The 21,225-nt window shown below is 59.6% G+C and carries 19 protein-coding genes and 1 tRNA gene; 9 read left to right on the top strand and 11 right to left on the bottom strand.

The window, feature by feature from the left end; genetic code table 11:
• The first annotated feature begins 2 nt into the window (after nt 1–2).
• The 5 genes from gcvP (at nt 3) to BFP92_RS17570 (ending at nt 6,757) form a co-directional block, all read left to right on the top strand.
• Nucleotides 3–2,840 (top strand): aminomethyl-transferring glycine dehydrogenase, encoded by a 2,838-nt coding sequence (gcvP, locus tag BFP92_RS17590; protein ID WP_065930450.1) that lies wholly within the window; start codon nt 3–5, stop codon nt 2,838–2,840.
• Between the two features lie 188 nt (nt 2,841–3,028).
• Complete coding sequence (locus BFP92_RS17585; protein WP_065930449.1) at nt 3,029–4,405, top strand: L-serine ammonia-lyase; 1,377 nt, start codon at nt 3,029–3,031, stop codon at nt 4,403–4,405.
• Between the two features lie 39 nt (nt 4,406–4,444).
• On the top strand, nt 4,445–5,569 hold the full coding sequence (gcvT, locus tag BFP92_RS17580; protein ID WP_065930448.1) for a glycine cleavage system aminomethyltransferase GcvT: 1,125 nt from the start codon (nt 4,445–4,447) through the stop codon (nt 5,567–5,569).
• A gap of 392 nt (nt 5,570–5,961) precedes the next feature.
• Nucleotides 5,962–6,174: a cold-shock protein gene (locus BFP92_RS17575; RefSeq protein ID WP_056858586.1), complete on the top strand. Its 213-nt coding sequence runs from the start codon at nt 5,962–5,964 to the stop codon at nt 6,172–6,174.
• Nucleotides 6,175–6,268: 94 nt separating this feature from the next.
• Nucleotides 6,269–6,757 (top strand): RDD family protein, encoded by a 489-nt coding sequence (locus BFP92_RS17570; RefSeq protein ID WP_017139142.1) that lies wholly within the window; start codon nt 6,269–6,271, stop codon nt 6,755–6,757.
• Nucleotides 6,758–6,894: 137 nt separating this feature from the next.
• On the opposite strand, the gene nadA is transcribed toward BFP92_RS17570, so the two are convergent.
• The 3 genes from nadA to BFP92_RS17555 form a co-directional block, all read right to left on the bottom strand.
• Nucleotides 6,895–7,953 carry a quinolinate synthase NadA gene (nadA, locus tag BFP92_RS17565; protein WP_056858584.1) on the bottom strand — a complete coding sequence of 353 codons (1,059 nt, stop codon included), beginning with the start codon at nt 7,951–7,953 and terminating at the stop codon, nt 6,895–6,897.
• Between the two features lie 235 nt (nt 7,954–8,188).
• On the bottom strand, nt 8,189–9,766 hold the full coding sequence (locus BFP92_RS17560) for a lactate dehydrogenase (protein ID WP_239694280.1): 1,578 nt from the start codon (nt 9,764–9,766) through the stop codon (nt 8,189–8,191).
• 129 nt (nt 9,767–9,895) lie between these two features.
• Nucleotides 9,896–11,182, bottom strand: a complete 1,287-nt coding sequence (locus tag BFP92_RS17555; protein WP_058422744.1) for an OmpP1/FadL family transporter — start codon at nt 11,180–11,182, stop codon at nt 9,896–9,898.
• A 355-nt stretch (nt 11,183–11,537) separates the two neighbouring features.
• Here BFP92_RS17555 and pstS point away from each other — a divergent pair, with 355 nt between their 5' ends.
• Genes pstS through pstB form a run of 4 tightly spaced genes read left to right on the top strand, consistent with a single transcriptional unit; the run spans nt 11,538 to nt 15,253 of the window.
• Nucleotides 11,538–12,554: a phosphate ABC transporter substrate-binding protein PstS gene (pstS, locus tag BFP92_RS17550; protein ID WP_083221758.1), complete on the top strand. Its 1,017-nt coding sequence runs from the start codon at nt 11,538–11,540 to the stop codon at nt 12,552–12,554.
• Between the two features lie 55 nt (nt 12,555–12,609).
• Nucleotides 12,610–13,605, top strand: a complete 996-nt coding sequence (pstC, locus tag BFP92_RS17545; protein ID WP_017139135.1) for a phosphate ABC transporter permease subunit PstC — start codon at nt 12,610–12,612, stop codon at nt 13,603–13,605.
• On the top strand, nt 13,602–14,474 hold the full coding sequence (pstA, locus tag BFP92_RS17540; RefSeq protein WP_065930446.1) for a phosphate ABC transporter permease PstA: 873 nt from the start codon (nt 13,602–13,604) through the stop codon (nt 14,472–14,474). The genes pstC and pstA overlap by 4 nt, the downstream gene beginning before the upstream one ends.
• Nucleotides 14,474–15,253: a phosphate ABC transporter ATP-binding protein PstB gene (gene pstB / locus BFP92_RS17535; RefSeq protein WP_056858577.1), complete on the top strand. Its 780-nt coding sequence runs from the start codon at nt 14,474–14,476 to the stop codon at nt 15,251–15,253. Before pstA ends, pstB begins: the two co-directional genes overlap by 1 nt.
• A gap of 118 nt (nt 15,254–15,371) precedes the next feature.
• On the opposite strand, the gene BFP92_RS17530 is transcribed toward pstB, so the two are convergent.
• From BFP92_RS17530 to tolR, 8 genes are all read right to left on the bottom strand, one after another.
• A tRNA-Lys gene (locus tag BFP92_RS17530) sits at nt 15,372–15,447 on the bottom strand.
• A gap of 63 nt (nt 15,448–15,510) precedes the next feature.
• On the bottom strand, nt 15,511–16,188 hold the full coding sequence (gene queC, locus BFP92_RS17525) for a 7-cyano-7-deazaguanine synthase QueC (protein ID WP_065930445.1): 678 nt from the start codon (nt 16,186–16,188) through the stop codon (nt 15,511–15,513).
• Between the two features lies 1 nt (nt 16,189).
• Nucleotides 16,190–16,837, bottom strand: a complete 648-nt coding sequence (gene queE, locus BFP92_RS17520; RefSeq protein WP_017139819.1) for a 7-carboxy-7-deazaguanine synthase QueE — start codon at nt 16,835–16,837, stop codon at nt 16,190–16,192.
• Nucleotides 16,838–17,001: 164 nt separating this feature from the next.
• Nucleotides 17,002–17,835 (bottom strand): tol-pal system protein YbgF, encoded by an 834-nt coding sequence (gene ybgF / locus BFP92_RS17515; RefSeq protein ID WP_065930444.1) that lies wholly within the window; start codon nt 17,833–17,835, stop codon nt 17,002–17,004.
• 6 nt (nt 17,836–17,841) lie between these two features.
• Nucleotides 17,842–18,342: a peptidoglycan-associated lipoprotein Pal gene (pal, locus tag BFP92_RS17510; protein ID WP_003209827.1), complete on the bottom strand. Its 501-nt coding sequence runs from the start codon at nt 18,340–18,342 to the stop codon at nt 17,842–17,844.
• Between the two features lie 55 nt (nt 18,343–18,397).
• Entirely contained in the window at nt 18,398–19,678 is a 1,281-nt protein-coding gene (gene tolB, locus BFP92_RS17505) for a Tol-Pal system beta propeller repeat protein TolB (protein ID WP_032865998.1), read from the bottom strand.
• 17 nt (nt 19,679–19,695) lie between these two features.
• Entirely contained in the window at nt 19,696–20,769 is a 1,074-nt protein-coding gene (gene tolA / locus BFP92_RS17500) for a cell envelope integrity protein TolA (RefSeq protein ID WP_056858573.1), read from the bottom strand.
• Nucleotides 20,769–21,221, bottom strand: coding sequence for a protein TolR (gene tolR / locus BFP92_RS17495; RefSeq protein ID WP_161630238.1), 453 nt, complete (start codon nt 21,219–21,221; stop codon nt 20,769–20,771). Before tolR ends, tolA begins: the two co-directional genes overlap by 1 nt.
• Nucleotides 21,222–21,225 lie beyond the last annotated feature (4 nt).

Here is a 21,225-nt window from a genome sequence, read left to right as displayed (position 1 = left end):
CCATGACCATCAATCTCAGCACCGCCAACGAATTCATCGCCCGCCACATCGGCCCGCGCCAGGAAGATGAGCAGCACATGCTCGCAAGCCTGGGCTTTGATTCCCTCGAAGCCCTCAGCGCCAGCGTGATCCCGGAAAGCATCAAGGGCACCAGCGTGCTCGGCCTGGAAGACGGCCTGAGCGAAGCCCAGGCCCTGGCCAAGATCAAGGCCATCGCCGGCAAGAACCAGCTGTTCAAGACTTACATCGGCCAGGGCTACTACAACTGCCACACGCCGTCGCCGATCCTGCGCAACCTGCTGGAAAACCCGGCCTGGTACACCGCCTACACCCCGTACCAACCCGAGATTTCCCAAGGCCGCCTGGAAGCGCTGCTGAACTTCCAGACCCTGATCAGCGACCTCACCGGCCTGCCGATCGCCAACGCCTCCTTGCTCGACGAAGCCACCGCCGCCGCCGAAGCCATGACCTTCTGTAAGCGCCTGAGCAAGAACAAGGGCAGCAACGCTTTCTTCGCCTCCGTGCATAGCCACCCACAGACCCTCGACGTGCTGCGCACCCGTGCCGAGCCGTTGGGCATCGACGTGGTAGTGGGCGATGAGCGTGAACTGACCGACGTCAGCGCGTTTTTCGGCGCCCTGCTGCAATACCCGGCCAGCAACGGTGATGTGTTTGATTACCGCGAACTGACCGAGCGTTTCCACGCTGCCAATGCCTTGGTCGCGGTCGCCGCCGACCTGCTGGCCCTGACCCTGCTGACCCCACCGGGTGAGTTCGGCGCCGACGTGGCCATCGGCAGCGCGCAACGTTTCGGCGTGCCGCTGGGCTTTGGTGGCCCGCACGCGGCGTACTTCTCCACCAAGGATGCGTTCAAGCGTGATATGCCGGGCCGTCTGGTCGGTGTGTCGGTCGACCGTTTCGGCAAGCCGGCCCTGCGCCTGGCCATGCAGACCCGCGAGCAACACATCCGTCGCGAGAAAGCCACCAGCAACATCTGCACCGCGCAGGTCCTGTTGGCCAACATCGCCAGCATGTACGCCGTGTACCACGGCCCTGAAGGCCTGACCCGGATCGCCCAGCGCATTCACCAGTTGACCGCGATCCTGGCCAAAGGCTTGACCGCCCTGGGCCTTAAGGTTGAGCAGGCAAACTTCTTCGACACCATCACCCTCAACACGGGCGCCAACACCGCCGCCCTGCACGACAAGGCCCGCGTCCAGCGCATCAACCTGCGTGTGGTCGATGCCGAGCGCGTTGGCCTGTCGGTCGACGAAACCACCACCCAGGCCGATATCGAAGCCTTGTGGGCGATCTTCGCCGACGGCAAGGCACTGCCGGCCTTTGCTGCGACCGAAAGCACCTTGCCCGCCGCGCTGCTACGCCAGTCGCCGATCCTCAGCCACCCGGTGTTCAACCGTTACCACTCCGAAACCGAGCTGATGCGCTACCTGCGCAAGCTGGCCGACAAGGACCTGGCGCTGGACCGCACCATGATCCCGCTGGGTTCGTGCACCATGAAACTCAACGCCGCCAGCGAAATGATCCCGGTCACCTGGGCTGAATTCGGTGCCCTGCACCCCTTCGCACCGGCCGCACAAAGCGCCGGCTACCTGGAGCTGACTTCCGACCTGGAAGCCATGCTCTGCGCGGCCACCGGTTACGACGCAATCTCCCTGCAACCGAACGCCGGTTCCCAAGGTGAATACGCCGGCCTGCTGGCCATTCGTGCTTATCACCAGAGCCGTGGCGAAGAACGCCGCGACATCTGCCTGATCCCATCGTCGGCCCACGGCACCAACCCTGCGACCGCCAACATGGCCGGTATGCGCGTGGTGGTCACCGCCTGCGATGCCCGCGGCAACGTCGACATCGAAGACTTGCGCGCCAAGGCCATCGAGCACCGCGAACACCTCGCCGCGCTGATGATCACCTACCCGTCCACCCATGGCGTGTTCGAAGAAGGCATCCGCGAAATCTGCGGCATCATTCATGACAACGGCGGCCAGGTGTACATCGACGGCGCCAACATGAACGCGATGGTCGGCCTGTGCGCACCGGGCAAGTTCGGTGGCGACGTGTCCCACCTGAACCTGCACAAAACCTTCTGCATCCCGCACGGCGGTGGCGGCCCGGGCGTTGGCCCGATTGGGGTTAAATCCCACCTCACGCCGTTCCTGCCAGGCCACGCGGCCATGGAGCGCAAGGAAGGCGCGGTGTGCGCGGCGCCATTTGGCAGCGCGAGCATTTTGCCGATCACCTGGATGTACATCAGCATGATGGGCGGCGCGGGCCTCAAGCGCGCTTCGCAGCTGGCGATCCTGAACGCCAACTACATTTCCCGTCGCCTCGAAGAGCATTACCCCGTGCTCTACACCGGCAGCAACGGCCTGGTGGCGCACGAATGCATCCTGGACCTGCGCCCATTGAAAGACAGCAGCGGCATCAGCGTGGATGACGTGGCCAAGCGCCTGATCGACTTTGGTTTCCATGCGCCGACCATGTCGTTCCCGGTGGCGGGCACCTTGATGATCGAGCCGACCGAAAGCGAATCCAGGGAAGAACTGGACCGCTTTTGTGACGCCATGATCGCCATCCGCGAGGAAATTCGCGCAGTGGAAAACGGCACCTTGGACAAGGACGACAACCCACTGAAAAACGCCCCGCACACGGCGGCTGAAATCGTCGGTGAGTGGAGCCACCCGTACAGCCGTGAACAGGCGGTGTACCCGGTGGCGTCGTTGATCGAAGGCAAATACTGGCCGCCGGTTGGCCGGGTCGACAACGTGTTTGGCGACCGCAACCTGGTGTGTGCGTGCCCGTCGATCGAGAGCTACGCGTGATCTGAGGTTGTACACGATTTAATGTAGAAGCTGGCTTGTGTGGGAGCTGGCTTGCCTGCGATGGCATCACCCCGGTCTACCTGATAGACCGAGGTGATGCCATCGCGGGCAAGCCCGGCTCCCACATAGTCCTCCTCCACCATTTGACCGAGTACACCCGACACATAATAAGAAACCGGAGAACAACCATGTCCCTTAGCGTGTTCGACCTGTTCAAGATTGGCATCGGCCCCTCCAGTTCCCACACCGTCGGCCCGATGCGTGCGGCGGCTCGATTCGTCGAAGGCCTCAAACGTGACAACCTGCTGAACACCACCAGCGGCATCAAGGTGGAACTCTATGGCTCACTGGGCGCCACCGGCAAAGGCCACGGCAGCGACAAGGCCGTGTTGCTGGGCCTGGAAGGCGAACACCCGGACACCGTGAATACCGAAACCGTCGTCGCACGCCTTGCGCAAATGCGCAGTGACGGTCGCTTGAACCTGCTCGGCGAACACAGCATTGCGTTCAACGAGAAAGAACACCTGGCGATGATTCGCAAGCCTCTCGCCTACCATCCCAATGGCATGATTTTTCGCGCCTTTGACGCCGCCGGCATCCAGATCCGCAGCCGCGAGTATTACTCGGTCGGCGGTGGGTTTGTGGTGGATGAAGACGCCGCCGGTGCTGACCGGATTGTCGAAGACACCACGCCGCTGACCTTCCCTTTCAAGCACGCCAAGGATTTGCTCGGCCATTGCGCCACCTACGGGCTGTCCATCAGCCAGGTGATGCTGACCAATGAAAGCGCCTGGCGCCCGGAGGCGGAAACCCGCGCCGGTTTGCTGAACATCTGGCAGGTGATGCAGGACTGCGTAGATGCCGGTTGTCGCAACGAAGGCATCTTGCCCGGCGGTTTGAAGGTCAAGCGCCGTGCGGCGGCGCTGCATCGGCAGCTGTGCAAGAACCCCGAATCGGCGCTGCGCGACCCGTTGTCGGTACTCGACTGGGTCAACCTGTATGCGCTGGCGGTCAACGAAGAAAACGCCAACGGCGGGCGCGTGGTCACCGCACCTACCAACGGTGCGGCCGGGATAGTGCCGGCGGTGTTGCATTACTACATGCGCTTTATCCCCGGTGCGAACGAGGACGGCGTGGTGCGCTTTCTGCTCACCGCCGCCGCCATCGGGATTTTGTACAAGGAAAACGCCTCGATTTCCGGCGCCGAAGTCGGCTGCCAGGGCGAAGTCGGCGTGGCCTGTTCCATGGCTGCCGGTGCTTTGTGCGAAGTATTGGGCGGCAGCGTGTCCCAAGTGGAAAACGCCGCCGAGATCGGCATGGAACACAACCTCGGCCTGACCTGCGACCCGATTGGCGGGCTGGTGCAGGTGCCGTGCATCGAGCGCAATGCCATGGGCTCGGTCAAGGCCATCAATGCGGTGCGCATGGCTTTGCGTGGCGACGGGCAGCACTTCGTGTCACTCGACAAGGTCATCCGCACCATGCGCCAGACCGGCGCCGATATGAAAAGCAAATACAAGGAAACCGCCCGTGGCGGTTTGGCCGTCAACATTATCGAGTGCTGACGCCCACCCGCGCGTCCGCACGTTTTTCAGGAGCTGAACATGTCCACCGAAACCCTGTTGAAAACCCCATTGCACGCCCTGCACATCGAGTTGGGCGCGCGCATGGTGCCCTTCGCCGGCTACGACATGCCGGTGCAATATCCGCTGGGGGTGATGAAAGAACACCTGCACACCCGTGATCAAGCCGGGTTGTTCGACGTGTCCCACATGGGCCAGATCCGCCTGACCGGCGCCAACGCCGCCAAGGCCCTGGAAACTTTGGTGCCGGTCGACATCATCGACCTGCCCGTGGGCATGCAGCGCTACGCCATGTTCACCAATGACCAGGGCGGCATCCTTGACGACCTGATGGTGGCCAACCTGGGCAACGACGAACTGTTCCTGGTGGTCAACGCGGCCTGCAAGGATCAGGACCTGGCCCACCTGCGCAAACACATTGGCGATCAGTGCAGCATCGAGCCGCTGTTCGAAGAGCGCGCCCTGCTGGCCCTGCAAGGCCCGGCAGCGGTGAAAGTGCTGGCACGCCTGGCGCCTGAAGTGGCCAAGATGACCTTCATGCAGTTCGCCACCCTGCGCCTGCTGGGCGTGGACTGCTACGTGAGCCGCTCGGGCTACACCGGCGAAGACGGTTTTGAGATTTCCGTACCGGCGGCCAATGCCGAGAGCCTTGCGCGCAGCTTGCTGGCCGAAACCGAAGTTCAAGCCATCGGCCTGGGCGCCCGCGATTCCCTGCGCCTGGAAGCCGGCCTGTGCCTCTACGGGCATGACATGAACACCGAGACCACGCCGATTGAAGCCAGCCTGCTGTGGGCGATCTCCAAGGCCCGGCGTGCCGATGGCGCACGTGCCGGTGGCTTCCCCGGCGCCGACCGCATCTTCACCCAGCAGCAGGCCGGTGTAAGCCGCAAGCGCGTGGGCCTGCTGCCACAGGAACGCACCCCGGTGCGTGAAGGTGCAGAAATCGTCGATGAGCATGGCACGGTGATCGGCAGCGTGTGCAGCGGCGGCTTTGGCCCAACCCTGGGCGGCCCATTGGCCATGGGTTACCTGGACAGTGCATGTGTGGCACTGGACACCGAAGTGTCTGCGTTGGTACGTGGGAAAAAGGTGCCACTACGTGTAAGTAAAATGCCATTTGTACCGCAACGTTACTACCGTGGTTGATTGACTGTTCCTATAAGTAACGCGGTTGCGTTAACGCGCACTAATTTGTAACGCAACCGCCATAAAATAGTGCATTGACGATAGACATTTTAATAGGCACCAACCTATAACAAGTGAGCAACGCTATCGAATATGTGGGATCCGCTTTAAGTCAACGAAGTGTCATATGGCCGAGCAAAACCTGGGCTTTTTTCGGGGCTTGTTTTTTCTGTATTAGTTGACGTAGAGTTTAGCCACTGTGTTTGCATGGGTCGCTTGGAACCTGGACCTGGGCAGTAGCTATAAGTTTGCTACAACCCGTTCGACGTCTCTTACTTTCCTGCAACCCAGCCCAGTACTCTTTCATGTGAAAGGGGCTGTCATTAATTTTTAGCGTCAAAGGAAAGAAGAAAATGGCTGATCGTCAGAGCGGTACCGTCAAGTGGTTTAACGACGAGAAAGGGTTTGGTTTTATCACTCCAGAAAGCGGTCCGGATCTGTTCGTGCATTTCCGCGCTATTCAGGGCAACGGCTTCAAGAGCCTGAAAGAAGGCCAGAAAGTCACCTTCCTTGCCGTGCAAGGCCAGAAAGGCATGCAGGCTGACGAAGTACAAGCAGAAGGCTGATCCTTACTGCGACAAAAAGCCCCTGATGGTGACATCAGGGGCTTTTTTATGTGCGTTTGCTCGTAAAATGGCTTTTTTCTCAAGAGAGACGGCCATGCCCAAACCTTTGTTGAGCCCCCAAGGCGAATTCCCCGCCGTTGGCCTGGGCCGTCGTCTGGCAGCGATGTTCTATGACTTCCTGTTGTGCACTGCCCTGCTGATCGTCACCGCGTTTATCTACAAGCTGGTGTGGATGGCGTTTATCGGCGAAGCCAGGATGCGCACACTCACCGAGTCCGGCGCGCTGGACGGCGACCCGCTGCTGTCAACGATTCTGTTTTTTGTGCTGTTTGGTTTCTTCGCCAAGTTCTGGACCCATTCCGGGCAGACATTGGGCATGCAGGTGTGGGGCGTACGCGTGCAGAACGCCGACGGCTCGCGCATCAGCCTGTGGCAGGCGCTGCTGCGGTTCGTGGTGGCGATTGCGTCGTGGTTGTGCGTGGGGCTGGGGTTTGTCTGGTCGGTGTTTGATAAGCGCAAGCGCAGCTGGCATGACATCTACTCGGATACGCAGTTGGTGCGAGTCCCCAAGCAGAAAAAGTAACCGCTGAAAGAGTGAAGATCCAAATGTGGGAGCGGGCTTGCTCGCGAATGCGTTGGTTCAGTCACCAGATGTATCGACTGACACACCGCATTCGCGAGCAAGCCCGCTCCCACATTTTTGACCGGGTGCGCCTTGAATCAGGCGTTGCCAGCCAGCTTGAGGCGCGCAGCCTGGGTAAAGTCCAGCATGCGCTTGAGCGGGCGCACGGCGTGCGGGATCACCGACGGCTCGACGAAGATCTCATTACTGCCCTCACGCAAACATTGCAGCGTGCGCTCCAGCGTATTCATCGCCATCCACGGGCAATGCGCGCAACTGCGGCAGGCCGCGCCGTTGCCGGCAGTCGGTGCCTCAACGAAGACTTTATCCGGGCACAACTGCTGCATCTTGTAGAAGATGCCACGGTCGGTGGCCACGATGAAGGTCTTGTTCGGCAAGCGCTGGGCTGCAGCAATCAGTTGGCTGGTGGAGCCCACCGCATCTGCCAACTCGATCACCGCCGTCGGCGACTCCGGGTGCACCAGGATCGCGGCATCCGGGTACAGCGCCTTCATGTCTTCGAGCTGCTTGGACTTGAACTCTTCATGGACGATGCACGCGCCGTCCCACAGCAACATGTCTGCGCCGGTCTGGCGCTGAATGTAAGTACCCAGGTGCTTGTCCGGGCCCCAGATAATCGTCTCGCCGTTGTCCATCAGGCTTTCGACGATTTCCAGCGCACAGCTGGAGGTAACCACCCAGTCGGCCCGGGCTTTGACCGCCGCCGAGGTGTTGGCGTACACCACCACCGTGCGCTCGGGGTGCTGGTCGCAGAACGCCGAGAACTCATCCACCGGGCAGCCCAGGTCCAGGGAGCAGGTGGCTTCCAGGGTGGGCATGAGGATGCGTTTTTCGGGGGTGAGGATTTTGGCGGTCTCGCCCATGAAACGTACACCGGCGACCAACACCGTCTTGGCCGGGTGGGCCGCGCCGAAGCGGGCCATTTCCAGGGAGTCGGACACACAGCCACCGGTTTCTTCGGCCAGGGCCTGAATCACCGGGTCGCAATAGAAATGCGCAACCAGCACCGCGTCCTGAGCCTTGAGCTCGGCGGCGATGGCGCTGCGCAGGCTTGCCTCTTCATCGGCGCTCAGCGCCTTGGGCTGCTTGGCGTCGAGGTGGGCTTGTACCAGTAGGCGTTCGGAAATTTGCGTCATGTTCGCAAGACCTGCAAGCGCAGTAAGCGCGAAAGTCGAGTGTACCACCGGTTCTGGAGCCCTTCGGGCGCCGCCGGACGAAGTGATTGTGTTCATCAAGCACGGGGAAAGCTGCGCAAGGCTACAGAATATCGAATCGATTCAAAAGCCTAATCTGGGATTGCGCGGTACGCCGAGCGGGCAAAAAAACGGGAAGGCTCATCACTGAGCCTTCCCGTTTTGATCACGAAGAGTGTCAGCGCATCAAGACATCCGGGTCGTCCTGCAACATGACCGCGTCTTGCATCTTCGTCAGGGCATTTTTCAACGTCGACTGCTCCAGCGCATCCTTGGACTTTCTGCTTTCCTTGGCCGCGTGTTCAAGCAGCGCCAGATAATCGCGCTTGGATGAACCTTCCTTGGGCACCACGCTGTCTTCCACCAGGTTGGCCATCACATACTTCTGCGTGTGGGTGTTCTGGGAGGCCGATTGCGTGACCGAGGCATGGGTCAACTGGCCATCTTTATAAGCAAAACTGGCGGTGCTGCTGGCCTTGTCCAGGACTTGCACATACAGATAATTCTGCGATTCACGGCTGCCGTCGAAGATTGGCGGTTTGCCGCCGTCGAGGCCTGTGTGGAAGTTCGCCGACAGCAGCGACTGCTGATGCTGGGTGACGCTACGGTCCGCAGTGCTGCGGCCATTGACCTGGGTTTTCTGTGACACGTTGTAGGAAAAGCTGTCGACCTCTGAAGGGCGCATCGGGTTGGAGGTGTCGACGGCCTGCTTGATCGAGGCCTTGAAGTCCGCCAGGCCAGTCAACAAGCCTTTGTCAGTCGGGTTCTGGGGCAAGGCATTCGACGCGGTGGCGCTGGCTGGGTAGTTGCTGTTCATGGCGCTGAAGGCGTCCTTGAACATGGCCATGAAGTCCGCATTCGCACTGCCGCGTTTTTCCACCCGGTCGAACTGGGCCAGGTAGGTTTTCAGCGCCTTGGCCTGCTGCTTGGCATCGCCGAGGATCGCGGTGTTTTTCAGGTCTACCGCCAGGTCAATTTCGCCTGCCGGGCCACTCATGCGTGTGGTGCGGCTTTGGCTGTCGGCGTGGAAGGCCAGGCTCAGGTCTTCACCGTTGGCGGCCTTCACCTTGGCATTGAGGTCGACCGAGGCCAGCAGCTGCGTATCGAACTGGGTCAGTTTGCTCAGGTCAAGCTTGGGCGGCACGGCGGTCAGCCCGTCGACCGAGGCCTGGAACGCCGCGCCCAATTGGCCGACGGCCTTGAGCTCATCCGCGCTCAAGTCACCGCCGTCCACGGTGGCCTGCACGCCCAGGCCATCTTTCTGGCTGGACAGGCTGAAGGTCACGGTCTTGCCGCTGGCGGTCTTGATGCTCAGGCTGACCTGGTTGTCAGCCTTGCTGTGCAGCACCGCCTGATCGGCCTTCAGGGCGCCCGCATCGCCGGCGCGATCAACCGTGGTGTTGAGCACTGACTGGGAGATCCCGGCACCGCCGCCTTGGGTGAACTGCGCCACCAGCGCGGCGCCCAAGCCACTATAGCGACTGGCCGTGGAGACCGAATTGAAGCTGCTATTGATGGCCTTGGTCACCGCATCCTGGTTGTTGTTCTCCCAGGCCCGCACGCTTTCCTGGCCTGGCAACAGTCCGTTTTTGGAGTAGATGTCGACGGCATCGGCCAGCGGGTTACCGAGGCTGACCACCGAGGATGGCCTGGCCGGTGAGACGTCGAGGGTGTTCGCAAGCGTCGCCGGCGGTGTGGTCGCGGCAGTACGCACAATGAGGGGATTGGTCGCGATGATCGGCGTGAGCGTAGTCATGACAGTCCATGTCTTAAAAGCTGATTAGCCTTCAATCTAACCAAGACACAGCGTGATTGACAGCCCGAAAGCCGAAATAACTGGCAAAGAGCCATGCAAAAAAACTGGCTCTTTGCGTGGTGGCGCGGGTTAGAAGCGATAAGTGACCGAACCACCGAACCCATTGGCGCTGTTTTCATACTTGGCGTCGTAGGTGAGCGCCAGCTGAGGGTTGTTGTCGCGCACCTTGATCGGCTCTTCCTTGAGGTAGGAATAGGCCACGTCGAAGGTCAGGTTGTCGACGGGCGTCCAACCGGCACCCAGGCTGAAGACCGTGCGGTCGCCGGTCGGAATGCGCACCGAACGGTCGGTGTTGTTGGTCGGCGTCTGGTCCACCGAAAAACCGGTGCGCAGCACCAACTGCTTGTTGAGCTGGTACGACAGGCCGATCGCGTGGGACCAGGTGTCATGCCAATGCTGCTCTTCGGTAATGGAACCCAGGCCGGCCAGCTCGGCGGTAATGTCAGATACGCCGGCGTTGTTGACCGTGATCTTCTTCAACTGGCTCCAGCGCGTGTAGGTGCTGCCCACGTACAGGGTCAGGGCGTCGGTCAGTTGGTGGGTGACCGAGAAATCCACGGACGACGGCGTGGTGACGTTCAGCTTGGCGTCATACTTCTGCGCCCCGCCATCCAGCACATCGGAGAGCACGCCCGAGGCGTTGGTATGGCCGCTCAGGTGATAGACCACTTGCGAGTGGTAGGTGACGCCGACGCGGGTACTGTCCAGGGCCTGCACCAAGATACCGGCGTTGAAGCCCATCGCGGTGTCGTCGCCCTTGATCTTGGCCGTCTCGGTGCCCAAGCCAAACGCCGGGACTTTGGAGTCCAGCTCGCCGCTGATTTTATTGAAGGTAGGGCCGAAACCTACCGAGACCTTGTCGTTGAACGCATAGCTGACCGTCGGCTGCGCGGTGATGACCTGAATCTTGCTCTTGTTACCAAAGCCATTGCCCTGGAAACCGTGTTCATAGTCGGTCACCAGGCCAAACGGCGCGTAGACCCCAAGGCCAAAGGCCCAGTGCTCATCAATCGGCGTCACCAGGTAACCCATCGGCACGGCAATGCCGGGGACCATGTCGCCTTTGTTGGTACCAGGGTTGTCGACACCGCCTTGAGAGGAGCTGGCGTCCTTGATATTGGTTTTGGCATCCAGGTAGGTCGCGCCGATGCTGACTTCATTGTGCTTGATGCGCGACATGCCGGCCGGGTTACCGAACACCGTGCTGGCGTCATCCGCCGAGGAAGAACGCCCGGCGTAGCCTGTACCCATTGAGCTGACACTTTGTTCGTTGAGGGCGAAGCCACCGGCAAACAGCTGTGTGGAGGCGAGGGAAATGGAGAGCGCCAAGGCGCTTTTAAGAGTTTTGTTATTCATTATTAGGACTCGAATTATTGGGCAGCGCTGGGAAAACTACCAACGTTCGAGCGGGGCGTTTATGAAGAGTTTTTCATGCTCTGGATTGTCGGACAATCTCAATACTTTCAAAGACTTTGCCTGATTTAGCATGCCTTTTTTATGACTTTTCAACCTGATCGTGACCGGCCAGTTTCACTCACTGCAGCACCGCTTGGGTAACAGTGACGAAGCTCGCTGCCACCCAGGCAAACATTTCTAAATGTTTCTTCATAAAGCCAAACCGTCATTAAACAGCAACATATCAGGAATTAAATCGTCACGTCTTAGACAGGTGGGCCTCCCCACTTACCCCTTCCCTTGAGGTGTTGTCGTGATGTTGCCGAGTAAAAAAAGTCTGTCTGTTTTGTTGAGCGCCCTGTGCCTGAGCGGCATGGCCCACGCCACCGACGTTACCGGTGCCGGCTCCAGCTTCGTCTACCCGGTGCTGTCCAAGTGGTCGCAGGACTACAGCAAGAACTCCAGCAACCGCATCAACTATCAGTCGATCGGTTCCGGCGGCGGTATCGCTCAGATCAAGGCAGCCACCGTTGACTTCGGCGCCTCCGACGCGCCACTGTCGGCCGACGATCTCAAAGCCGGCGGCCTGGGCCAGTTTCCCAGCGTGATCGGCGGCATCGTGCCGGTGATGAACGTCGAAGGCGTGGCCGCAGGCCAGTTGAAACTCGACGGCGACACCCTGGCAAAAATCTTCCTCGGTGACATCAAGGCCTGGAACGATCCCGCCATCGCCGCGCTCAACCCTGGGGTGAAGCTGCCAAGCGCGAACATCACCGTGGTGCACCGTTCGGACGGCTCCGGCACCTCGTACAACTTCACCAACTACCTGGCCAAAGTCAGCGACAGCTGGAAAACCAGGATTGGTTTCGGCACCACCGTGCCGTGGCCGGTCGGTGTGGGCGGCAAGGGCAACGAAGGGGTTTCTGCCTACGTGAAGCAGATCAAGAACTCGATCGGTTTTGTGGAATACGCCTACGCCCTGCAGAACAAAATGACCTTTGCCTCACTGAAGAACGCCTCCGGCAAGTTCGTCGAGCCTAACGCCAAGGCGTTCCAGGCCGCCGCCGACACCGCCGACTGGGCCAGTGCCAAAGACTTCAACCTGATCATGACCAACGCCCCCGGTGAAGGCGCATGGCCGATCACGGCCACCACCTGGATCATCATGTACAAGCAGCCCAAGAATGCCGAGCAAAGCCAGGCGGCGTTCAGCTTCTTCAAGTGGTCGCTGGAAAAAGGCCAGGAACAGGCTGCCGCCCTGGACTATGTCGCATTGCCGGGCTCTCTGGTGTCGCGAATCGAAGATTACTGGAAGTCTGACTTCGCCCATTGATTCGCCCTACGACCGCCTTCCTCGATAACTGAGGAAGGCGCTGAGCACCTCTGATATGAACGACACGGTCCACACCCTGGTTATGACTACTCACGCGAGCGACACCGGGGGCGACCGCCGCGCCGCCCGCGATCAACGCCACGACCTGTGGTTCAAACGCTCGATGTTCGGCGCCGCCATGCTGGTACTGGCGCTGCTGGGCGCCATTGCCGCCTCGACGCTGTGGGGCGGCGGACTGGCGTTCAAGACGTTTGGTTTCGGTTTCATAACCAGCACCGAGTGGGATGCGGTCAATAACCACTTTGGTGCCGTGGTGCCGATTTACGGCACCTTGGTCACCTCCTTTCTGGCCTTACTGATTGCCGTCCCGGTGAGTTTCGGTATTGCGATTTTTCTGACTGAAGTCGCGCCGCCCTGGCTGAAAATGCCGGTGGCGTCGGCGATTGAGCTGCTGGCCGGTATCCCGTCGATCATCTATGGCATGTGGGGTCTGTTCGTGTTCGGGCCTTTCATGGCCGAACACCTGTCGCCGTTGATCAATGATTACCTGGGCGCCCTGCCCTTTGTGGGCTCGTTGTTCCAGGGGCCGCCACTGGGGATCGGCATGCTCACCGCCGGGATTGTGCTGGCGGTGATGATCATGCCGTTTATCACCTCGGTGATGCATGAGGTGTTTCGCAGCGTGCCCACACAGCTGAAAGAATCCGCCTACGCCTTGGGCAGCACGACGTGGGAAGTGGTGTGGGACATTGTTCTGCCTTACACCCGCTCGGCGGTGGTCGGCGGCATTTTTCTCGGCCTGGGCCGCGCCCTCGGCGAGACCATGGCAGTGACCTTTGTATTGGGTAACGCGCAACAGTTTTCCGCGTCGTTGCTGATGCCCAGCAGTTCCATCGCCTCGGTCATCGCCAACGAATTCAGCGAGGCCTACACCGACCTGCATCGCTCTGCGCTGATCGCCTTGGGCTTCCTGCTGTTTATCGTGACCTTCGTCGTGCTCGCGCTGGCGCGGCTGCTGCTGATGCGCCTGTCGCGCAAGGAAGGGCTATGAACGCCAACGAACGTCTGTACCGCAAACGCGCCGTTAAAAATGGCGTGGCCATGTTCCTCAGTTGCGGCGCCACCGCCTTTGGCTTGCTGTGGCTGACGTGGATTCTGCTGACCACCATCATCAACGGCTTCCAGGCCCTGAACCTGCGCCTGTTTACCCAGATGACCCCACCACCCGGCACCGAAGGCGGCCTGGCCAATGCGTTTTATGGCAGCGCGTTGATGTCGGGTATTGCGTTGGTGATCGGCACACCCATCGGGCTGATGGCCGGCATCTGGCTGGCAGAATTCGCACGCCACTCGCGCCTGGGGACTACGGTGCGTTTCATCAATGACATCCTGCTGTCCGCGCCCTCGATTGTGCTGGGTTTGTTCATCTACACCGGGGTCATCCTGCCGCTGAACCTGCTGACCAATCATCAGGTCGGCTTCTCTGCCATCGCCGGTGCGCTGGCGCTGGCGCTGCTGGTGATTCCGGTGGTGGTGCGCACCACCGATGAAATGCTCCAGTTGCAACCGTCCACCATGCGCGAGGCGGCTCTGGCGCTTGGCGTGCCGCAGTGGAAGCTGACGCTGCAAATCGTGCTGCGGGCGGCCAAGGCCGGCGTGGTCACCGGCATCCTGCTCGCCCTGGCGCGCATCACCGGCGAAACCGCGCCGCTGCTGTTCACCGCCTTCGGCAATCAGTTCTGGAGCAGCAACCTGCTCAAGCCGATTGCCAGCGTGCCCGTGGTCATTTTCCAGTACGCCATGAGCCCGTTCGACGACTGGCATGCACTCGCCTGGGCCGGTGCACTGGTCCTGACGTTGTTCGTGCTGGTACTCAGCCTGGCATCCCGCCTGATTCTTTTACGCAATAGGTCTCACTGATGGACGCCACCGGCATTGCTCCCGACAAAACCAAAATCCAGGTGCGTGGGTTGGAGTTCTTCTACAACAACCAACGCTCGCTCAAATCCATCAACATGGATATTTCGGAAAAGCGCATCACCGCCATCATCGGTCCCTCCGGCTGCGGCAAGTCGACCATGTTGCGGGTGTTCAACCGCATCTACTCGATGTACCCCAAGCAGGAAGCACGCGGCGAAGTGCTGCTCAACGGCGAAAACATCCTCGCCCCCGGCTACTCGATGAACCGCCTGCGCAGCCACGTCGGCATGGTGTTCCAGAAGCCGGTGCCGTTCCCGATGTCGATCTACGACAACATCGCCTACGCGGTGCGCCACCACGAAAAACTCTCGCGCCGCGAAATGAACGACCGCGTCGAACAAGCCCTGCGCGGCGGTGCGCTGTGGGATGAGGTCAAAGACAAACTCAACCAAAGCGCCCAGAGCCTCTCCGGCGGCCAGCAACAACGGCTGTGCATCGCCCGCACCATCGCGCTGCGCCCGCAGGTTCTGCTGCTGGACGAACCAACCTCCGCCCTCGACCCGATTTCCACCGGCCGTATCGAGCAGTTGATTACGGAATTGAAGGCGCAGTACACGGTTATCATCGTGACCCACAACATGCAGCAGGCCGCGCGAGTGTCGGACAGCACCGCGTTTATGTTCATGGGGGAATTGATTGAGCATGGCAAGACCGATCAGATCTTTACCACGCCGAAGATGAAGCAGACGGAGGACTATATTACCGGGCGGTTTGGCTAAGGCCGGGCAAGGAGCCGTCTCTTGGAGGCGGTTTTTTACCAGCGCCAAATTGCAGGCAAAAAAAAACCCGGAAATCCTCACTTGCGTGGGCCTTCCGGATTTTCTAAACCGCCAAAAATGGTGGGTCGTGTGGGATTCGAACCTACGACCAATTGGTTAAAAGCCAACTGCTCTACCAACTGAGCTAACGACCCGCTGTGTGGTGGCGCGTATAATACTGATTTCTAAGGATTATTCAACACCTTATTTTAAATAAATCAGAAATAACGCGTTGGGTCAGCAATTGCGGCGTTTTTGAAGCCTTCTGCTCGCAGTCTGCAAGCGTCACATTTCCCACAGGCACGACCGGAATTGTCTGCCTGGTAGCAGGAAACTGTCAGCGCATAATCGACGCCTAGCCCTACACCTGCCTTCACGATGTCTGCCTTGCTCATGTTCTGCAGCGGCGCCTGAATGCGGAATCCCTGCCCTTCCACACCGGCCTTGGTCGCCAGGTTGGCCATACGTTCGAACGCCTCGACGTATTCCGGACGGCAGTCCGGGTAGCCGTTGTAGTCGAGGGCATTGACGCCAATGAAGATATCGCGGGCCTTCAATACCTCGGCCCAGCCAAGCGCCAACGACAGGAACACAGTGTTACGTGCCGGCACGTAGGTCAGCGGAATGCCTTCGCTGGGTGCCTCAGGCACATCAATGCTGCTGTCCGTCAGGGCCGAGCCGCCGATGCCGTTGAGGTTGAGGCCGATCACCTTGTGCTCGACCACGCCCAGGTCACGGGCAACACGCTCGGCGGCGTGCAGCTCGGCGCGGTGGCGTTGGCCGTAATCGAAACTCAGGGTGTAACAGCTGTAGCCTTGGGCACGGACCATGGCCACCAGCGTGGCGGAATCCAGACCGCCAGAGAGCAGGATGACCGCGCGTTTTTGCTCGGTCATGTCAGCGCCCCGGCTCGTCGTTCCACAGGTATTTGTGCAACTGCAATTGCAGGCGCACCGGCAGGTTGTCCGCCACGACCCAATCGGCCAGGTCGCGGGCGTTCAAGTCATGATGGCTCGGCGAGAACAACACCTCACCGGCCCGGCGGTCGAGGTTGTACTGGATCAGCTTGGAGGCCGCCCAGTCATAGTCATCCCGCGAACAAATCACGAACTTGACCTGATCGTTGGCCGTCAGCAAATCCATGTTGTCGTAGAGGTTGCGGTGCGCCTCCTTGGAGCCTGGGGTCTTGAGGTCGACCACCCGGCTCACCCGCGCGTCGACCGCAGAGATGTCCAGGGCGCCGCTGGTTTCCAGTGAAACCTCGTAACCGGCGTCACACAGCCGCTTGAGCAACGGGATGGCATTCGGCTGGGCCAGGGGCTCACCACCGGTCACACAGACGTAGCGCGGCTTGAAGCCGGCAACCTGTTCAATGATGTCGTCGAGGGTGCGCACGGTGCCGCCGCTGAAGGCGTAGGCGCTGTCACAGTATTGGCAACGCAACGGGCAGCCGGTCAACCGTACAAAGACGGTAGGCAGGCCAGCGGTACGCGTTTCACCCTGTAACGAGTAAAAAACTTCGGTAATACGTAATGTGTCTTGCATAGTCGCCACGGGCGTAACAGCTAAACAGGCTGTCCGCCTCCGTCAGGCACTTCAAGGAACCCCGCCAACGCGCAGGCCCCAAAAAGCGTGTTTCATAAAAGGGCGTGGATTCTAACGAAAAAACCCGCGCCAGGCGCGGGTTTCTTCTAAACGGGTTGCATCGCTTACAAGCGCTGCAGATCCCGCTGGGCCAACTGGGCTGCGGAGGTACCCGGATATTGGGCAACCACCTGTTGCAGAATGCCTTTGACCTTGTCGGTGTGACCCAGGCGGCGTTCTACATCAGCCAGTTTATACAGCGAGTCAGGCACCTTGGCATGCTTTGGGTACAGCTGGCTGACCTTGGCAAATGCCTGGCCTGCCGCTTGCAAATCACCCTTTGCCAGGTTCACCTCACCCAGCCAGTACTGGGCATTGCCCGCGTATTGGCTGTTAGGGTATTTGCGCAGGAATGCGGTAAAGGCCTGGCTGGCCTTATCGAAATCCTTGGCTTTGATCAGGTCAAAAGCTGCGTCGTAATACAGCTTTTCCTTGGCCGGATCACCCGGTTCGCTGCTGGCGGCAGGCGCTTGGCTAGCCGCTGCGCCTGCTGCTGCACCACCGGCGGCAGCGCTTGGCGCGCCACCGGTAGAAGAATTATCAGGAGTTGCGGCAGGTGTTACGCCGGCTCCAATGCGTCGATCAAGATCCTGGTAACGCTCCAGGCCTTCTTGCTTCAGCTGGTTCACCTGGTTCTGCAAGATCTCAATGGTGCCTTGTTGCTGCGACAATTGATCCTGCATGCGTTGCAGCTGGTTGAACAGTTCGCCCTGTGCCGAGGGAGCGGCAGTTGCCGGTCCCCCAGCATAGGCGCCGTTCGTGCCATAACCCGCTGGCGGATAACTGCTCCCGCTATTGTTATAGCCAGAGTTGCTATCTTCCACAGGAACCGCAGCCCACACCGCAAGCGGTGCGAGGCTGAGAGCCAATACAGTTAGAGCACGACGGCACGTTCGCATGACGAATTACTTACGCAGTTCGACGCGACGGTTTTGAGCCCAGGACTGCTCGTCGTGGCCAGTAGCAACTGGACGCTCTTTACCGTAGGAAACCAGTTCCAGTTGGCCTGGAGCAACACCTTGCAGTACCAGGTAGCGTTGAACGGCTTTCGCACGACGCTCGCCCAGTGCCATGTTGTACTCGCGAGTACCACGTTCGTCAGTGTTACCTTCCAGAACAACGCGAGCGCCGTTAGCTTTCAGGTCCTTCGCGTGAACGTCCAGAGCGCGCATGGCTTCTGGCTTCAGGTCAGAACTGTCGTATTCGAAGTAGAAAGTGGTGATAGCGCGCAGAGCAGCTTCTTCGCTCAGGGAGCCGTCAACTGCACCAGTGTTAGCGCCGTAACCAGCGTTTGGATCAACAGCTGCGCCTTCACCGGCATTGTCGCCGCCTTTAGACGAGCAACCAACGGCTACGGACAGAGCCAGAGCCAGAGCAGCAAACTTACCAAACTTCAGCATTTCCATCGTGAAACTCCTAATGAACCCCAGTGTGTTAAGCAATTCTTTTTGTAGCGCCGCGTCAGTTCAGGTAAGGGGACCAGGACGGTTCTCTGACTTCGCCTTGTGCGGTAGGAAGCGGGAGCCTTACGCGTCCATTAATGGACACGAGCATCAAGACTCCCCGGCCCTGCTGGCGGGTGGCGTAGATTACCATGGTGCCGTTGGGCGCAACAGTGGCTGACTCATCAAGGTTGGTATCTGTGAGGATTTTTACCGTTCCACGCTGCAAATCCTGGGCCGCAACCCGGAAATTAGTGAAACCATCCTGACGGTGAATCATCACCAACGTCTTTTCATCGGCCGAAAGCTTAGGATTGGCATTGTAGTTACCAATAAAGGTCACGCGTTCTGCGCCACCGCCACCTACGCTTGTTTTGTAGATTTGAGGCTTGCCGCCGCGATCGGAGGTGAAGTAGATGGTCGAACCATCCTTACCCCAGAACGGTTCGGTATTGATGCCCGGGCCACTGGTTACACGGCTGATCTGGCGCGAAGCCATGTTCATCACGTAAATGTCCGGGTTGCCATCTTTGGACAGCACGAAGGCCAGGCGCGAACCATCCGGCGACCACGCAGGGGCACCATTGAGGCCTTCAAAGTTGGTGATTTGCTCACGACGACCGGTGTCGATGTGCTGCACGAAAATGCGCGGGCGGCGCTGTTCGAACGACACGTAGGCAATACGCTTGCCGTCCGGCGCAAAACGCGGCGACAGGATTGGCTCACGGGACTGCAGCAAGGTCACGGCGCGGGCGCCGTCGTAGTCCGAACGCTGCAGGGTGTAACGCGTGTTGTCTACGGAGAAACGCTCAGCCGTTACATAAAGCAGACGTGTCGAGAACGCCCCCTTGATACCGGTGAGTTTTTCAAACGACTGGTCCGAGATGTAATGCGCCATGTCCCGCAGTTGTTCGGCGGTGCCCGATACGCTGCCGGTCAGGACCTGCTGCTCGGTGGCCACGTTGAACAACGTGTACTGGATTTGCAGGCGACCGCCGGCCGGCGTAATGCTGCCGACCATCAGGTACTGGGCGCCTACGGCTTTCCAGTCACGGAAGATGACTTCGCTGGCCTGGGTCGGCTGGCTGATCATGTTGCCTTTTGGAATCGGCGCGTAGTAGCCGGAGTTGCGCAGGTCGTCGCTGACGATCTGGGCCATGTCGTCCGGCAGCACGCTGCCGCCCTGCCAGCCAAACGGTACTACCGCGATCGGGGTGGCCCGATCGCTACCGCTGGTGACCAGGATGTTCTTTTCATCCGCCGCCGCTATCCCTGCCATACAGCAAATAACGACAAGCATTCCTCGAAGAAGGTTTCTCACAAGGCTAGATCCTCAGGTGTGAATGTCATCTTGAATGAACGATAGGGAGCGAAGTCGCTTGGTTTCATTCCCTGCATCTCGGTCAACCGGCCAATGTTCTTGACCGCTGCAACCGCCGAACTGTCGAACGAACCGTCACCACTGGACTTGGCCACGCTGACCGAAGTCACCGTACCGTCCGGCAACATGCCGATCTGCAGCACTACTGTCATGCCTTTACGTGCCGAAGGTGGACGTGTCCAACCTTCCGCTGCCCGTGCCCGAATCAGGTCGTCGAAACTGCCTGCGACTTCATCGCCACGTTCATCGGCCAAGGCTTGCTGACGCTGCGGCGTGTCGGAGAGCAAATCTGCCAAGGCCTGGGCCTTTTTCTCTTCGGCGGATTTACGCGCTGCTTCCTGGGCCTTTTTCTTGCTGGCGTCGGCGGCAGCTTTCTTCTTCGCGTCGTCGGCGACTTTCTTCTTCGCCTCGTCTGCTTCAGCTTTTTTCTTGGCGTCTTCGGCGGCTTTCTTCTTCGCGTCTTCGACTATCTTCTTCTTGGCCTCTTCAGCGGCCTTTTTCTTGGCCTCTTCTTCGGCAGCTTTTTTGGCTTCTTCTTCAGATTTCTTCTTGGCTATATCAGCCAATTGTTTCTCTTCAGCCTTTTTAGCTTCGGCAGCTTTATCGGCTTTCTTGGCTTCATCCGCCTTTTTGGCCTCGTCAGCTTTCTTGGCTTCGTCAGCCTTTTTCGATTCCTCGGCCTTTTGAGCCGCCTCTTCTTTCTTTTGTTCCGCAGCAGCCTTCACCGCTTCCTGCTCGACCTTCTTCTGTTCCATCTGCTCGACTTCGGTCTGGCGCGCAGCCGACTTCTGGGCTTCACCCGCAATCTTCTGATTGGTCTGGGTGGTGGCCTGACTTTTCGATTTCAGCTGATACAGGGTCGCCTGCACGATCGGCTTGGCTGGCGGCAGGTCCGGGGTCATGGCAAAGCTGACGAACAGCATGCCGAACACCAGGACGTGCAAGGCAATTGCCCAGACGCTAGGCCAGAAGTAGCTTTCCGAGGCGGACGGCTCTCGCTGTTGCTGCATCAGGGCGCCTCGGTAATCAAGCCAACGTTACCCACGCCGGCCTTCTGCAGCCCGCCCATGGCGCCCATGACGGAGCCATAGTCGACCACTTTGTCGCCGCGAATGAACACTTGCGTGTGCTTGCCGCCTTCGTTGCCGGACCGGATGATCTTGGTCACGGCGTCCGTCATCTGCGGCAAGGTCATGGCCTTGTCCTGCTGTTTCTGGGTGTCGACTTCGCTGCCAAGGTTCCAGTAATAGGTCTTGTCAGCCTTGATCGAAATGGTCAGGACCTGAGTGTTGTTGTCTTGCGGCAAGGCTTCGCTGGAAACCTTGGGCAGATCAACCTTCACGCCCTGATTGAGCATCGGCGCGGTCACCATGAAGATAACCAGCAGCACCAGCATCACGTCGATGTAAGGCACTACGTTCATCTCGGCGACCGGCTTGCGCTTTTTGCGAGCTCGAGCGATTAAA

Source organism: Pseudomonas sp. 58 R 3 (assembly GCF_900006605.1).
Classification (GTDB): domain Bacteria; phylum Pseudomonadota; class Gammaproteobacteria; order Pseudomonadales; family Pseudomonadaceae; genus Aquipseudomonas; species Aquipseudomonas salomonii.
Note: the sequence above shows the minus strand (reverse complement) of the source record. Positions and strands in the feature narration are given on the sequence as shown.

Bases quoted from the DNA above. Each gene is read 5' to 3' on its own strand.
- gcvP (WP_065930450.1), top strand. From the start codon at position 3: ATGACCATCAATCTCAGCACCGCCAACGAATTCATCGCCCGCCACATC.
- BFP92_RS17585 (WP_065930449.1), top strand. From the start codon at position 3,029: ATGTCCCTTAGCGTGTTCGACCTGTTCAAGATTGGCATCGGCCCCTCC.
- gcvT (WP_065930448.1), top strand. From the start codon at position 4,445: ATGTCCACCGAAACCCTGTTGAAAACCCCATTGCACGCCCTGCACATC.
- BFP92_RS17575 (WP_056858586.1), top strand. From the start codon at position 5,962: ATGGCTGATCGTCAGAGCGGTACCGTCAAGTGGTTTAACGACGAGAAA.
- BFP92_RS17570 (WP_017139142.1), top strand. From the start codon at position 6,269: ATGCCCAAACCTTTGTTGAGCCCCCAAGGCGAATTCCCCGCCGTTGGC.
- nadA (WP_056858584.1), bottom strand. From the start codon at position 7,953: ATGACGCAAATTTCCGAACGCCTACTGGTACAAGCCCACCTCGACGCC.
- BFP92_RS17560 (WP_239694280.1), bottom strand. From the start codon at position 9,766: ATGACTACGCTCACGCCGATCATCGCGACCAATCCCCTCATTGTGCGT.
- BFP92_RS17555 (WP_058422744.1), bottom strand. From the start codon at position 11,182: ATGAATAACAAAACTCTTAAAAGCGCCTTGGCGCTCTCCATTTCCCTC.
- pstS (WP_083221758.1), top strand. From the start codon at position 11,538: ATGTTGCCGAGTAAAAAAAGTCTGTCTGTTTTGTTGAGCGCCCTGTGC.
- pstC (WP_017139135.1), top strand. From the start codon at position 12,610: ATGAACGACACGGTCCACACCCTGGTTATGACTACTCACGCGAGCGAC.
- pstA (WP_065930446.1), top strand. From the start codon at position 13,602: ATGAACGCCAACGAACGTCTGTACCGCAAACGCGCCGTTAAAAATGGC.
- pstB (WP_056858577.1), top strand. From the start codon at position 14,474: ATGGACGCCACCGGCATTGCTCCCGACAAAACCAAAATCCAGGTGCGT.
- queC (WP_065930445.1), bottom strand. From the start codon at position 16,188: ATGACCGAGCAAAAACGCGCGGTCATCCTGCTCTCTGGCGGTCTGGAT.
- queE (WP_017139819.1), bottom strand. From the start codon at position 16,837: ATGCAAGACACATTACGTATTACCGAAGTTTTTTACTCGTTACAGGGT.
- ybgF (WP_065930444.1), bottom strand. From the start codon at position 17,835: ATGCGAACGTGCCGTCGTGCTCTAACTGTATTGGCTCTCAGCCTCGCA.
- pal (WP_003209827.1), bottom strand. From the start codon at position 18,342: ATGGAAATGCTGAAGTTTGGTAAGTTTGCTGCTCTGGCTCTGGCTCTG.
- tolB (WP_032865998.1), bottom strand. From the start codon at position 19,678: ATGCTTGTCGTTATTTGCTGTATGGCAGGGATAGCGGCGGCGGATGAA.
- tolA (WP_056858573.1), bottom strand. From the start codon at position 20,769: ATGCAGCAACAGCGAGAGCCGTCCGCCTCGGAAAGCTACTTCTGGCCT.